Here is a 14,171-nt window from a genome sequence, read left to right on the forward strand (position 1 = left end):
ATAAGCGGCGGCGGTCATAGGGTAAGTCTATGACCGCGCCGCGAAATGATTTGAGCAAACCCGAACCCAGAACGCGTTCCCGCACGATTTCCTGGCGGGCGCGGCTGGCGCTTGTGCTGTTCATGGCGGTGGCGGCTGTCACGGTCTGGACCACCAACCGGGCGCTGACCCACCGGTTCACCGAAAGCACCCGCAACCGGGCAGAGCTGCGGCTGGCGCTTTATTCCGGCAACCTGCTGAGCGAGCTGCGCCAGCATGCCATCGTGCCGCAGCTGCTGGCGCGCGACCAGACGCTGATCTCGGCGCTGCAATCCAGCGACTTCTCCCTGTCCACCCAGCGGCTGATTTCCTTTGTTGATGAAATCGGGGCCGCCTCGATCATGCTGCTGGCGCAGGACGGGCGCACAGTGGCGGCCACCGACCGCAACCGGCTGGGAGAGAGCCACCGCAACGCGGCCTATTTTGTCGATGCGGTGCGCGCCAAGTCGACGGTGTTCTCGGTGATCCCGCGCGAGGTGGGCGGCTACCGCTTTACGTATTCGCGGCGGATAATCGACGCGACCGGCGTGCTGGGCGCAATTGTGGTCGAGGTCGACCTGCAGAAATTCGAACGCGCCTGGGCGGGGATTTCAGACGCGGTGCTGGTCACCGACAGCACCGGCAACATCATCCTCGCAACCGAGGCACGCTGGCGCGGCCTGAAAGAAACCGACGCGCTGACCCTGCAGACGCCGGAGGGGGCCATTCAGCGGGCAATCCGTGCCACAACCGACTGGACCGCTCTGCCGCCCGATGCCTACCTGCAGGGCGAGGCGGTGATGCGGCTGGAAACGCGGGTGCCGTTTCAGGGCTGGCGCATGGCGACCTTCACCACCTATTCCTCTGTCCGCGAGCGGGTGAATGCGGTGCTGGCGCTGGAGATCATGGGATTCGCCATCCTTCTGGCGCTGGCGTTCTACTTTCTCAGCCGTAAGACCGCGCTGCGGATGGCGCTGTTCCAGCGCGAGTCGGCAGAGCTTCGCGTATTGAACGCTCGCCTGCAGCGGGAAATTGCCGAGCGGGAACGCATGCAAAAGACCCTCGCCGTGGCCGAGCAGAGCCTGGCGCAAAGCTCCAAACTGGCCGCCTTGGGCGAGATGTCCGCGGCTGTCAGCCACGAGCTGAACCAGCCGCTGGCGGCAATGAAAACCTATCTGGCCGGCGCCCGGCTGCTGCTGAACCGGAACCGCCCGGACGAGGCGCTGGCCTCCTTCGGGCGCATTGATGATCTGATCGAGCGGATGGGCGCGATCACGCGCCAGCTCAAGTCGTATGCGCGCAAGGGCGGCGATGCGTTCAGCCCTGTAAACTTGGGTGATGCGCTGGCTTCCAGCCTGTCGATGATGGAGCCGCAGCTGCGCCAGAGGCATGTGAAAATAACCCGCATCCTGCCGGAAGAACCTGTTATGGTGATGGGCGACCGGATGCGGCTGGAGCAGGTGATGGTCAACCTCTTGCGCAATGCGCTGGACGCCACCAAATCAGTGGCCGACCCAGAGGTGGAGATCCTGCTGGCGGCGGGTGAGACGGCAACCTTGTCGGTGCGTGACAATGGGATGGGTATCAAGGACTTCGACAACCTGTTTGAACCTTTTTACACCACCAAGCAGCCCGGCGACGGGGTTGGATTGGGGCTTGCCATCTCCTCGGGGATCGTCAACGACCTTGGGGGACGGCTGACCGCACGCAACGGGCAGAACGGCGGTGCGGTCTTTGAAATGCAATTGCCGGTCCTGGTGGACGGTATCGAAGCTGCCGAATAGGCGGCGCGGAGTGATTAGGAGTGAACGCGCATGGCCCAGGCTATGAAAATCGCGATCGTGGACGACGAACAGGATATGCGGCAGTCGATCAGCCAGTGGCTGGCACTGTCAGGCTATGACACGGAGACCTTCTCCAGCGCGGAAGAGGCGCTCAAGGTCCTGGGGCCGGATTACCCGGGCATCGTGATCTCTGACATCAAGATGCCGGGCATGGACGGGATGCAGTTCCTGAAGAAGCTGATGGGCAGCGACAGCGCTTTGCCGGTGATCATGATCACCGGCCACGGTGACGTGCCGATGGCGGTGGAGGCGATGCGCGTCGGCGCTTTTGATTTCCTGGAAAAGCCCTTCAACCCTGACCGCATGTCGGAGCTGGCCAAGCGCGCAACCGGCGCCCGCCGCCTGACGCTCGACAACCGTGCGCTGCGCCGCGAATTGTCCGACGGCGGCCAGATCATGAAAAAGCTGATCGGCCAAAGCCCGGTGATGGAGCGCCTGCGCGAAGATATTCTGGATCTGGGGCAGGCTGACGGCCATGTGCTGATCGACGGCGAGACCGGCACCGGCAAGACGCTGGTGGCCCACGCGCTGCACGCGGTTGGCAGCCGGGCAGGCAAGAAGTTCGTGCTGATTTCCTGTGCCGCACTGGAGGAAGAGGCGCTGGCCAAGCGCCTGTTCGGCCCGATGCTGCCGGAAGACAGCATGCTGCCCGCTGTCGAGGAAGCCCGCGGCGGCACGCTGGTGCTGGAAGATATCGACGCGCTGTCGGAAACCCTGCAGGCCAAGCTGCTGAGTGTGATCAACGAACAGGGCACCCCGGCTGAAACCCGGATTGTCGCGATCTCCAACCTGCAGGAAGCGGGCAAGACCTGCGAAGATGCGCTGCGCCCGGATCTGTTCTACCGGCTGGCGGCGTTGCGCATCACCGTGCCGCCGCTGCGCCAGCGGGGTGAGGATATCCTGACCCTGTTCACCCGACTCAGCGAGCAGTTTTCCGAGGAGTACGGCTGCGATGCGCCGCAGGTGAGCGCCCAGGAGGCCGCGCAGCTGCTGCAGGCGCCCTGGCCGGGCAACGTGCGCCAGCTGATCAACATCGCCGAACGTGCGGTGCTGCAGTCGCGCCGCGGCTCCGGCACCATCGCATCGCTCCTGATGTCCGATCACGAGGAGATGCAGCCGGTGATGACCACCGAGGGCAAGCCGCTGAAGGAATATGTGGAAGCGTTTGAGCGGATGCTGATCGACAACACCATGCGCCGCCACAAGGGCTCGATCGCCAGCGTGATGGATGAGCTGTGCCTGCCGCGCCGGACCCTGAACGAGAAAATGGCGAAATACGGCCTGCAGCGCTCGGATTATCTGGCCTGAACTGGCAGCAGCCGTTTCCCGGGGCGGGAAACGTCCCGGAAAACACGTGCTTTCCGAGCTGGAATTCGTGTCGAATTCAGCGGCTCCGCGGGAAAACTAACCTGAAATTAACGGCTTGCCTGATAGGGGCAGGCCGTTTGCATTTTCAGGCCCCGTGGTGACGAATGTCCATTGTCATTACCTATCCACAGGCCTTATGCTGGCGCAACGGGCTGGAAACTGGCATTTGGTTCCGCCCGTTCTGATGAGTTTCGCTGGCTTCAGCTTTTGTCCGGCAAGATCCGAGAAAGCTGCAGCCAGACCGATTGGCCCCCTTGACCCAAGGGGGCAGTTTAGCGCCCAAGCCGGAAATCAAGCCGGTGCAGGGATAACAAGGCAGGCACGGGCACACCCCGTCTGCCGGAGAAGAACCGCGATGACGCGCGCGAGAGCGAAGAGCACTGAGGCAGGAAGGCCGGGCACAGCCCCCGGGACCACCTGCTGCACCGCGCCGTCCATTATCGCCCTGACAAGACACCACCCGAAACGCGCGCGGCCGCCTGGAAGCAGGAGGCTTGCGGGCGCACAGGGCAGGTGCACCAAGGACCCATGGCTAAGAAGATGCTTATTGACGCCACCCACGCGGAAGAGACCCGCGTTGTGGTGGTCGATGGAAACAAGGTTGAGGAATTTGACTTTGAATCCGAAAACAAACGCCAGCTTGCTGGCAACATCTACCTCGCAAAAGTAACCCGCGTCGAACCGTCCCTGCAGGCGGCCTTTGTGGACTATGGCGGAAACCGCCATGGTTTCCTGGCGTTTTCCGAGATCCATCCGGATTACTACCAGATCCCCGTCGCGGACCGTGAGGCCCTGATGGAGGAAGAGCGCGCCTATGCCGAGGCGATGCGCGCCCGTGATGAGGACGAGGAAGAGAAACCGGCCAAGCCCAAGCGCTCGCGCCGTTCCAAATCCTCTGCCAAGGCAGCCAAGGCATCGTCCAAGGATGCCGTGGAAACCAAAGAGGTCGAGGCCACTGAACCGGCGGTTGGCGAAATCGCCGGCATGGAAACCATTGACCTGACCGACAGCACTGAGGCTGCGGACGTCCCGGCAGAGCTGGCCGAGGTGCCGGAAGGTTCCTCGCCGATGGAGCGTGTTGCCGAGACCCCGGTTGAAGAACCGGAAGAAGGTGAGGCTGCTGAAGCCGCGCCTGCAGCGGAAGCGGAAGAGCCTGCTGCCGCAGCGGCTGAAACAGCTGAAGACGTTCCGGCTGAAGACGCCACAGCTGAGGCAAGCGATGAAAGCGGCTCCGAAACAGTGGCCGAAACCGCCTCTGCGGATGCTGAAACTTCTGCCGAGGCAGCCAAGGGCGCTGCTGACAGCGACGAGGATGGCGACGACGACGGCGAAACCAGCCGCTCTGATGCCACCTCGAAGGACGAAAGCATCGAGTCGGTTGCCGACGAGGACGACAGCGAGGACATCCGTCCGCCGCGCAAACCGCGTCCGCGCCGCTACAAGATCCAGGAAGTGATCAAGGTCCGCCAGGTGCTGCTGGTGCAGGTCGTCAAGGAAGAGCGCGGCAATAAGGGTGCGGCGCTGACCACCTACCTGTCGCTGGCCGGCCGTTACTGCGTGCTGATGCCCAATACCGCCCGTGGCGGCGGCATCTCCCGCAAGATCACCAATGCAGCCGACCGCAAGAAACTGAAAGACATCGCCACCGAACTGGACGTGCCGACCGGCGCGGGCCTGATCGTGCGCACCGCCGGTGCCAAGCGCACCAAGTCCGAGATCAAGCGCGACTACGAATACCTGCAGCGCCTGTGGGAGCAGATCCGCGAGCTGACGCTGAAATCCATCGCTCCGGCCAAGATCTATGAAGAAGGCGACCTGATCAAACGCTCGATCCGCGACCTCTACAGCCGTGAGATCGATGAGGTTCTGGTGGAAGGCGATCGCGGCTACCGCATCGCCAAGGACTTCATGAAGATGATCATGCCGTCCCACGCCAAGAACGTGAAGCACTACCAGGACGGGCTGCCGCTGTTTGCGCGCTTCCAGGTGGAAAGCTACCTGGCGGGCATGTTCAACCCGACAGTTCAGCTGAAATCCGGCGGCTACATCGTGATCGGCGTCACTGAGGCGCTGGTGGCGATCGACGTGAACTCCGGCCGCGCCACCAAGGAAGGCTCGATCGAGGAAACCGCGCTGAAGACCAACCTGGAGGCCGCCGAGGAGGTGGCGCGCCAGCTGCGTCTGCGTGACCTTGCCGGACTGATCGTCATCGACTTCATCGACATGGACGAGCGCAAGAACAACGCCGCCGTCGAAAAGCGCATGAAGGACAAGCTGAAAACCGACCGTGCCCGCATTCAGGTGGGCCGGATCTCGGGCTTCGGGCTGATGGAAATGTCGCGCCAGCGGCTGCGTCCCGGCATGATCGAGGCAACCACCGCGCCGTGCCCGCATTGCCATGGCACCGGCCTGATCCGCTCCGACGATTCGATGGCGCTGTCGATCCTGCGCCAGATTGAGGAAGAGGGCACCCGCCGCCGTTCGCGCGAAGTTCTGGTGCGCTGCCCGGTCTCCATCGCCAACTTCCTGATGAACCAGAAGCGCGAGCACATCGCCCAGATCGAGGCGCGGTATGGCCTGTCCGTGCGCATCGAAGGCGACGCGCATCTGGTCAGCCCGGACTTTGTGCTGGAGAAGTTCAAGACCGCGTCGCGTACCGTTCCGGCGGCAACTGCACCTGTGGTTTCTGTGGATACTTCGATCATGGATCAGGTGGACGCGGAAGAGACCAAGCAGGACGAGGAAGAGAGTGCTGCTGTGTCCGAAGCGGAAGCGCCTGAAGACACATCTCAGGATGACAAGCCCAAGCGCAAGCGCCGCCGCCGCCGCCGCCGGAAGGGCGGCAATGGCGAGCAGTCTCAGAATGGCGAGACCGGTGAAGAGGCATCCGAGGATCAGGAGCAGCCCAAGGAAGAGGCCGCAGAGGCATCTGAGGCTGCTGCTGAAGGCGAGGAAGCCCCGGCGGAAGAGGTGAAGGAGAAGAAACGCTCCCGCACCCGCACCCGTTCGCGCAAGCCGAAGGCCAAACCCGCAGAGGCGGAAACCACGGCAGGTGAGGAATCCGCTGCTGACGCTGCAGAGGCCCCGACGGAAGCTGCAGAGGATGCTGTTGCGGCTGTTGAAACTGCCGGCGCTGGTGAAGCAGCCGCGCAGGAAGCAGAAGCTCCGGTGGCGGAAACCGCTGAAGAGGCTCCGGCGGAAGCTGAAGCCGCCCCTGCCGAAGAAGCCGCTGCTGAGGCGGAAGAGGCTGCTGCAGAGACTGTTGGCGACACACCAGAGGAAGCCGTTTCTGAAGAAGCTGAGGCTGAGCCTGCGGCAGAAGAACCTGTTGCGGAAGAACCCGCTGCGGAAGAGGCAGTAACGGAGGAAACCGAAGCTGCCGAGCCTGCGCCAGCGGTCGAAGAAAAACAGCCTGAGCCTGCCATGGCCGGTGCTGAGGCGGCGCCGGAACCGGCATCACCGCCCAAGCCCAAACGCCGCGGCTGGTGGTCGATGGGCAGCTGAAGCCGGCATATGATTCTGGGGAAGGCAGGCCGTTTGGCCTGCCTTTCTTTTTGTGCGCTCTATTGATTGCGGCAGCCGTTTTCCGGCGCGGAAAACGACCCGGAAAACACGCGTTTTCCGAGCCGGAATTCGCGCCGAATTCCGGTTCCTTCGGTGGAAAGTCTCAACTCTCTCCGGGGTTAGCCGCCCTTGCGGATCAAATAGATCTGGTGGCCGGTGCCGGTGCTGTGGCCAAGAAATTCATGACCCGCCTCATTGCAGAAATGCGGTACGTCAATCACGGCTGCAGGGTCATCCGCCAGCAGTTCCAGAATCTGGCCGGGCTGCAGCGATTTCAGCCGCTTGCGGGCCTTCAGGACGGGCAGGGGGCAAAGCAGCCCGATTGCGTCAACGGTCTCTTTGATCTCGGTCATGGTGTGCAGATAAGCGGGATGTTTCATGCTGTCCACAAGGATGTGACCAGCCGTCCCCGTGACGTTGGTCCGCGGCTGGCATAAGTGTTGGAACATGTTTGGAATCGAGATCATCGACGCAGGGCTGCTCCCTGCCATGCTGGTGGCGCTGCTGGGCGGCGTGATCAGTTTCCTGTCGCCCTGCGTGCTGCCGATTGTGCCGCCTTACCTGGCCTATATGAGCGGTGTCACCATCGGCGAAATGCAGGGCACTGTCGCCGCGCGCCGCAAGGCAATCATCGCCGCGCTGTTCTTTGTTCTCGGGCTGTCCACGGTGTTTCTGCTGCTCGGTTTCACCGCCTCAGCTTTTGGCGCGTTTGTGCTGAAAAATCAGGAGCTTTTCGCGCAGGTCTCAGGCGTCGTTGTGATTGTGTTCGGCCTGCATTTCCTGTCGGTATTCCGCATCCCCCTGCTGGACCGCGAGGCGCGGATGGAAGCGGGCGAGTCGGGTGGTTCGGCGCTCGGCGCCTATGTTCTGGGTCTGGCCTTTGCCTTTGGCTGGACGCCCTGCATCGGGCCCCAATTGGGGGCGATCCTGTCGCTGGCGGCATCGGAAGCCTCGGTCAGCCGCGGCACCATCCTGCTGGGCGTTTATGCCGCGGGGCTGGGGGTGCCCTTCCTGCTGGCGGCGATGTTCCTCAACCGGTCGATGACACTGATGAACAAAATGAAGCGCCACATGGGGCTGATCGAAAAAGTGATGGGCGGACTGCTGCTGTTTGTCGGCATCATGCTGGTCACCGGCTTGTTCACCACCTTCTCCTGGTGGCTGCTGGAAACGTTCCCGGCGCTGGCAGCACTGGGCTGAGACCAAACGATGCGAGGGGCCTTCGGGCCCCTTTTTCTTGAACCTTCCGGGCCTTACTCTTGCCGGATTGCGCTGCTAGTCTGCCCGCAGAATGGCAGAGCAGGTCAGCGTGGATCAAAGCGGTTCCAATCCCCAGCAGGTGCGCAGGCGGCGGGTGTTCTACATCCCCGGCTATGACCCGATTCATCCGCGCCGCTACCGGGAACTGTACCGCAAGGAAGGCGCCGCGCAGGCGGGGATTTCCGGCTACAGCCTGACGCTCTCTCCGAAACAGACCATAGGCCCCTATGGATGGCATGTCGCCGCGGAGATGGACGGGCAGCGGACCGAGGCGGACGTTGAGGTGCTGGTCTGGTCCGACATCGTGCGCGGCAGCATGGAGTCGTCGATTCCGGGCACCTACTGGCAATTGGTGCGGACTGCCTGGATCTATACCTCAACCGGCGCGCTGCGGCGGCTGATGCGGTTGCGCAAGGGGCCAGTGATCGCGGCGCTCTACCCGGTCGGGATGCTGCTGTTGCAGGCGCTTCTGGCGCTGCTGCTGGCCTGGGGCGTGGCCCATGCAATTGGCATTCTTGCGGGGTTGGCCAGCCTTGGCAGCCCGTTGGCCGCACTCATTGGATGGGCCCTGGGCCTTGGCGCTGGCTATGCGCTGCTGCGCTGGTTCAAGAAACGCGATGGCCAGTTCTTTGCCTATTACCTGATGCATGACTATGCCCATTCGGCTGCATCGCGGGGCGCCATCCCGCCCGAAATGGAAGCGCGGATGGACAAATTCCGCACCTTGATCCGCGAGGCGCTGGACGACCGGGAACTGGATGAAGTGCTGGTTGTCGGCCATTCCTCCGGCGCGCATCTTGGCGTTTCAGTGCTGGCGGACCTGGTCCGGGAAGGGCTGCCGCCGGAACGGCCGGCCCTGGGGTTTCTGACATTGGGGCAGGTGGTGCCGATGGTCTCTTTCCTGCCACGGGCACGGCGGCTGCGGACCGATCTGAAATACCTGTGCCAGCGCGCGGAGCTGGCCTGGGTGGATGTCACCGCGCCCGGTGACGGCTGTGCCTTTGCGCTCTGCGATCCGGTGGCGGTCAGCGGTGTGGCCCCGGAGGGCAAGCGCTGGCCGCTGGTATTCTCTGCCGCGTTCACCCAAACCCTCAGCCCGGCGCGCTGGAAGGAGTTGCGCTGGCGCTTCTTCCGTCTGCATTTCCAGTATCTCTGCGCCTTCGACCGGCCCGGCGACTATGATTATTTCCGCATCACCGCCGGGCCGCTGACGCTGGCGGAACGCTACAGGGACCGCAAGCCCTCGAAGTCACGTATCGACGTTCCAGTCTCGAAATTCACGTCGGTGGCCGCGGAATGAACCAGGCATTGCCGCCGAAACCGCCTGCACGGCCGGACCGGGTGTCATTGTGGCGCTATATTAGGCTGTTCCGCCAGGACATCCTCTCGGCCCAGCCTGCAAAGCTTTACCGCGCCTGGATGGCGGAGTTCCGAACGCCGTTCTTCCGTTCTTTTCTCGTCAACCAACCGGAGCTGGTGAAGCTGCTGCTGAAAGAGCGTCCTGACGATTTCCCCAAATCGGACCGTATTGCAGAGGGGCTGAAGCCCTTGCTGGGAAATTCGGTGTTCCTGACCAATGGCGAGGCCTGGAAGCGGCAGCGGCGGATCATCGACCCGGCCTTTGAAGGCGGCAGGCTGAAGGACACCTTTCCAGCAATGCGTGCGGCGGCGGAGGCCGCAGTGACGCGCCTGGAAGGGCGGCAGGGACCGGTGGAGATCGAAGAGGAAACCTCGCACGCGGCAGCGGATGTGATTTTCCGCACGCTGTTTTCTATCCCGATAGAGCATGAGGTGGCGGGGAAGGTCTTTACCCGTTTCCGCGACTATCAGCGCAGCCAGCCCTTGCTGAACCTAGCGGCCTTTGTGCCGCTGCCGCGCTGGATGCCGCGGTTCTTCCGCGGCGGCACCCGCCGGAACGCGGCGGAAATCCGGGCGCTGATTGCACAGCTGACGTCCGACCGCATGGCGGCAATCGAGGCAGGAACAGCGCCGGATGATCTGGCGACCAAGATCATGACCACCCGTGACCCGGATACCGGCAGCACCTTTGATGCGGGCGAGATGGTGGACCAGGTCGCGATCTTCTTTCTGGCCGGCCATGAAACCAGCGCTTCGGCCCTGGCCTGGGCACTGTATCTGATGGCGCTGTACCCGGACTGGCAGGAGAAAGTGGCGGAAGAGGCGGCCGCGCTGGAGGATGACAGTTTTGCAGCGGTGTCAAAGCTGAAGATCAGCCGCGATGTGTTCCGGGAAACCCTGCGGCTCTACCCGCCGGTGCCGATGATGGTGCGCGAAGCCGCCTGTCCGGAACGCTTCCGGAACCGTGAGGTTCCGAAGGGTGCGCAGATGGTGCTGAGCCCCTGGCATCTGCACCGGCATGAGCGCCTGTGGGACAATCCGGACGGGTTTGATCCTGCCCGCTGGGGAACGGAGAACGGCAAGCAATGCCAGCGCGACGCCTATATTCCGTTTTCAGCAGGCTCCCGGGTCTGCACCGGGGCAGGGTTCGCCATGGTGGAAGGGCCGCTGATCCTGTCGATGATCCTGCGCCGGTTCCGGATTGAGCCGGTGGCAAGCAGGACGCCGGTTCCCGTGGCGCATCTGACAGTGCGGTCGCAGAACGGCATCTGGCTGCAGCTATCGCCTAGATAGCCAAGAAAATTCGAATTTTCTTGGCAAATTTCTTCGAAGAAAATTGCGTCACTGAATGATACGCACGGCATCCTGATTGCAGCAGATGACAACCTGGCCTGCATTCTCCACGGCGTGATAACCGCGGCGTTTCAACTCGAACCGGAAACGGTCCCAGCCAAGCAGCCGTTCAATGTCACGTTTCTTGCGGCGGACCACACCTCCCTTTGCAGCAGCTTGGGACTGAAAAAGCTGCCGCAGCCAAGCATCTGCTGAAAGAGGAGCGGGCATCGTCATCCCGCAAGTCTCCGCATTCGTGGTTAACGCCCTCTTAACCGGCGCAGCACAAACAGTCGGATTGCCGACGCCAGCCCGCAGTCTTCACCGCGGGTTTCATCAATTTCGGCTGCCAAGTCGTTGATTGCGCGGTCTTCCTGTGCGGCGATCTCGCGGAAGGCATCCCAGAAGTCATCCTCCAGTGACACCGAGGTCCGGTGCCCGCGCAACGTCAGGGAATGCTTCCTGGGGCGCCCGTTCATTCGTCGCGCTTGTGATCGTCCAGGCGGCGGGCGTCTTGCGCATTGCGCGCCTTGTCCAGGTTCTTTTCCGCCTTGGTCCGCCCAAAGGTCACGGCGTTTTGGTCAGCGCGGGCCTTTTTCTCAGCCCGCGCCTTTTCTTTCCGGTACCGGTTCAGATTGACCGGCTTGCCCATTAGCCCTTCGGCCCGATCATCTGCTCCGGCCGAACCACGGCGTCAAAGGTTGCCTCATCGACAAAGCCGAGCGCAATTGCCTCTTCCTTCAGCGTCGTGCCGTTCTTGTGGGCGGTCTTGGCGACCTTGGTGGCGTTGTCATAACCGATGGTGGGCGCCAGTGCGGTGACCAGCATCAGCGACTCCTTCATCAGCTTGTCGATGCGTGGCTCATTGGCCTGGATGCCGTTCAGCATCCGCTCGGTAAAGCTGTCCGCGGCGTCGCCCAAGAGCTGGATCGACTGCAGCAGATTATAGGACATCATCGGGTTGTAGACGTTCAGCTCGAAGTGCCCTTGCGAGCCTGCAAACTTGATCGCCGCGTCATTACCCATCACATGCGCTGCCACCTGGGTCAGTGCCTCTGCCTGGGTCGGGTTCACCTTGCCCGGCATGATTGAGGAGCCCGGTTCGTTTTCCGGCAGGATCAGCTCGCCCAGGCCAGAGCGCGGGCCGGAGCCGAGGAAGCGGATGTCGTTGGCGATCTTGTAGCAGCTGCCCGCAATGGTCGCGAGCGCGCCGGACAGGAACACCATGGCGTCATGGGCGGCCAGCGCCTCGAACTTGTTGGGGGCGGTGACAAAGGGCAGGCCGGTGATTTCTGCCATGTTGGCGGCCACGGTCTCTCCCCAGCCTTTCTGGGTGTTGAGACCGGTGCCGACAGCGGTGCCGCCCTGTGCCAGTTCATAGATGCCGGGCATTGCCGCCTCGACCCGTGCCAGGCCCTGGCGGATCTGGTGCGCATAGCCGCCGAATTCCTGGCCCAGGGTCAGCGGGGTCGCGTCCTGGGTGTGGGTCCGGCCGATCTTGATAATGTCCTTGAACTCTTCCGCCTTGGCCTCCAGCCCTTCAGCCAGTTTCGTGAGGCCCGGCACCAGCACGTCGCGCACGGACATCGCAGTGGCGATATGCATGGCGGTGGGGAAGGTGTCGTTGGAGGACTGGCCCATATTGCAGTGATCGTTCGGGTGCACCGGATCCTTGGAGCCGATGGTGCCGCCCAGGATTTCGATTGCGCGGTTGGCGATCACTTCGTTGGAGTTCATGTTGGACTGGGTGCCGGAGCCGGTCTGCCAGACCACCAGCGGGAAGTTGTCGTCGAACTTGCCCTCAATCACCTCGCCCGCGGCCTGGATCACCGCATCGGCGATTGTCGCGTCCAGCTTGCCAGAGGCCTTGTTGGCCATGGCGCACGCCTGTTTGATCACGCCAAGCGCGCGCACGATTGCCACCGGCTGCTTTTCCCAGCCGATCGGGAAGTTCATGATCGAGCGCTGGGTCTGCGCGCCCCAGTATTTCTCTGCCGGGACTTCAAGCGGGCCAAAACTGTCGGTTTCGGTGCGGGTTGCGGACATCCGTCTGTTTCTCCGTTGAGTATGCGATTGTATGCCGTTTAGCCTGTGCCGGACGAGGGCGCAATTGGCCAGTTGCGCGCAGCATAGCCAAAAGGGCCGCAAGGTATAGTGGTGAATTGGCGCAATCCCGTGCGTGCCATTGCCCGCGAACATGCTATGCTTAAACTGCGGGAAACGGGTTTTGCCGTATCCGGAAAGGAAATGAATGTGCCAATCCGCTTGTCTCTTGAAATGTCATTGAAATCCCTTGCCGCTTTGCTTTTAGCGGGCGGAATTCTCGCGGCTGCAGCAGGGCAGGGAATTGCAGCCGGAATTGCGCAGTTTGCAGGCGAGTACTCCGGCAGTGTCGAAATCGTCAAGGCTGACGGCGACACCGATCCGCGCGATATGAGCGTGGTGATCCGCGAGATGAAGAAAGGGTTCACCATCAAATGGACCTCCACGACGGAGCGGGACGACGGCAGCAGGAAATCCAAAACTTACGAGATTGAATTCCAGACGTCCCGGCGCGACGGTGTCTATTCAGCAGCAATGAAGCGGAATGTATTCGGCCACGAGGTGCCGCTGGATCCGATGGAAGGTGAGCCCTTTGTATGGGGGCGGATCACCGGTGACACTCTGACTGTGTTCTCGCTGTTCATTCACCCGAATGGTGATTACGAGATGCAGCAGTACGACCGCACACTCGCGGAGGGCGGGCTGGATCTGGTCTATATATCGCGCCTGAACGGGGAGCCGAAGCGGCAGCTGCAGACATTCCTCACCCGGCACTGAGATCTGTTCTTGTCCCGCAAACAAAAAGGCAGCCTGCCAGGCTGCCTTGATCGGGGGGAGGCCGCAGGTGCAGTCTATTTGCGGAAACTGTCGAGGGACACCACGTCCGCGTCCTTTTTCTTGGGTTCCGGCTGATCTTCGGCGCTGAGCGGGTCTTCCTCTGCGTCCGGCTCTGCGGAATAGCCTTCCCCGTCTTCGTCGGCGCTTTCGAACCGCAGCCCGAACTCCACCGAGGGATCCACAAAAGTCCGGATCGCATCATATGGAATGTAGAGCGGCTCGGGTGAATCGCCAAAGTTCAGAGTGACCGCAAAGCCGTCTTCGTCCACGTTCAAATTGTCGAACCAATGCTGCATGACCACGGTCATTTCGCCGGGGTAGCGGTCCGACAGCCAGTCGGCCAATTCAACATCCGGGTGGGCCGTATCGAAGGTGATGAAAAAGTGATGGTTACCGGGCAAGCCATTCTCGGAGATGTCCTGCAGCACGGTCCGGATCAGGCCGCGCATGGCAGAGTGCATCAGGTTGCCATAGTCGATTTCACGGGACATGCAGTCACCCTTTGTTCATTTGCCGTTAAGCATAGGAGATTCTGCTGGAAACAAA

13 protein-coding genes are annotated in these 14,171 nt (G+C 62.3%); 7 read left to right on the forward strand and 6 right to left on the reverse strand.

The genetic code is table 11. The features are described 5' to 3' along the window. Positions 1-29: 29 nt before the first annotated feature. From RA24_RS15305 to RA24_RS15315, 3 genes are all read left to right on the forward strand, one after another. Positions 30-1,802 (forward strand): ATP-binding protein, encoded by a 1,773-nt coding sequence (locus tag RA24_RS15305; protein WP_019297462.1) that lies wholly within the window; start codon positions 30-32, stop codon positions 1,800-1,802. A 30-nt stretch (positions 1,803-1,832) separates the two neighbouring features. Further along, positions 1,833-3,170, forward strand: a complete 1,338-nt coding sequence (locus RA24_RS15310) for a sigma-54-dependent transcriptional regulator (protein WP_019297463.1) — start codon at positions 1,833-1,835, stop codon at positions 3,168-3,170. Positions 3,171-3,758: 588 nt separating this feature from the next. Then, complete coding sequence (locus tag RA24_RS15315; RefSeq protein WP_039192680.1) at positions 3,759-6,734, forward strand: Rne/Rng family ribonuclease; 2,976 nt, start codon at positions 3,759-3,761, stop codon at positions 6,732-6,734. 179 nt (positions 6,735-6,913) lie between these two features. On the opposite strand, the gene RA24_RS15320 is transcribed toward RA24_RS15315, so the two are convergent. Further along, the gene (locus tag RA24_RS15320) at positions 6,914-7,147 is read right to left on the reverse strand and encodes a sulfurtransferase TusA family protein (protein WP_029204941.1); all 234 of its coding nucleotides are present in this window, start codon (positions 7,145-7,147) and stop codon (positions 6,914-6,916) included. 94 nt (positions 7,148-7,241) lie between these two features. Here RA24_RS15320 and RA24_RS15325 point away from each other — a divergent pair, with 94 nt between their 5' ends. The 3 genes from RA24_RS15325 to RA24_RS15335 all read left to right on the forward strand — a co-directional run bounded on the left by RA24_RS15325 (position 7,242) and on the right by RA24_RS15335 (position 10,706). Further along, a complete protein-coding gene (locus RA24_RS15325) occupies positions 7,242-7,994 on the forward strand; it encodes a cytochrome c biogenesis CcdA family protein (RefSeq protein ID WP_019297466.1) in 753 nt (250 codons plus the stop codon). A gap of 91 nt (positions 7,995-8,085) precedes the next feature. Further along, positions 8,086-9,354, forward strand: coding sequence for a hypothetical protein (locus RA24_RS15330; protein ID WP_039192683.1), 1,269 nt, complete (start codon positions 8,086-8,088; stop codon positions 9,352-9,354). Continuing rightward, positions 9,351-10,706 (forward strand): cytochrome P450, encoded by a 1,356-nt coding sequence (locus tag RA24_RS15335; RefSeq protein ID WP_039192686.1) that lies wholly within the window; start codon positions 9,351-9,353, stop codon positions 10,704-10,706. Before RA24_RS15330 ends, RA24_RS15335 begins: the two co-directional genes overlap by 4 nt. 48 nt (positions 10,707-10,754) lie before the next feature. Here RA24_RS15335 and RA24_RS15340 read toward each other — a convergent pair whose 3' ends face one another. From RA24_RS15340 to fumC, 4 genes are read right to left on the reverse strand one after another with little or no spacing between them, the layout of a single operon-like run. Continuing rightward, on the reverse strand, positions 10,755-10,982 hold the full coding sequence (locus RA24_RS15340; protein ID WP_039192688.1) for a hypothetical protein: 228 nt from the start codon (positions 10,980-10,982) through the stop codon (positions 10,755-10,757). A gap of 23 nt (positions 10,983-11,005) precedes the next feature. Beyond that, complete coding sequence (locus RA24_RS15345) at positions 11,006-11,224, reverse strand: ribbon-helix-helix domain-containing protein (protein ID WP_039192690.1); 219 nt, start codon at positions 11,222-11,224, stop codon at positions 11,006-11,008. Beyond that, the gene (locus RA24_RS15350; RefSeq protein WP_039192693.1) at positions 11,221-11,397 is read right to left on the reverse strand and encodes a DUF4169 family protein; all 177 of its coding nucleotides are present in this window, start codon (positions 11,395-11,397) and stop codon (positions 11,221-11,223) included. Before RA24_RS15350 ends, RA24_RS15345 begins: the two co-directional genes overlap by 4 nt. Further along, a complete protein-coding gene (gene fumC, locus RA24_RS15355; RefSeq protein ID WP_039192695.1) occupies positions 11,397-12,791 on the reverse strand; it encodes a class II fumarate hydratase in 1,395 nt (464 codons plus the stop codon). Before fumC ends, RA24_RS15350 begins: the two co-directional genes overlap by 1 nt. A 201-nt stretch (positions 12,792-12,992) precedes the next feature. Between fumC and RA24_RS15360 the strand changes: the two genes are divergently transcribed. Continuing rightward, entirely contained in the window at positions 12,993-13,565 is a 573-nt protein-coding gene (locus tag RA24_RS15360) for a hypothetical protein (RefSeq protein WP_019297473.1), read from the forward strand. Positions 13,566-13,639: 74 nt separating this feature from the next. Here the strand turns inward: RA24_RS15360 and RA24_RS15365 are convergent, their stop codons facing one another. Continuing rightward, entirely contained in the window at positions 13,640-14,116 is a 477-nt protein-coding gene (locus RA24_RS15365; RefSeq protein ID WP_039192698.1) for an SspB family protein, read from the reverse strand. Positions 14,117-14,171: the final 55 nt, after the last annotated feature.

This window comes from Leisingera sp. ANG-M6 (genome assembly GCF_000813905.1).
Lineage (GTDB): Bacteria > Pseudomonadota > Alphaproteobacteria > Rhodobacterales > Rhodobacteraceae > Leisingera.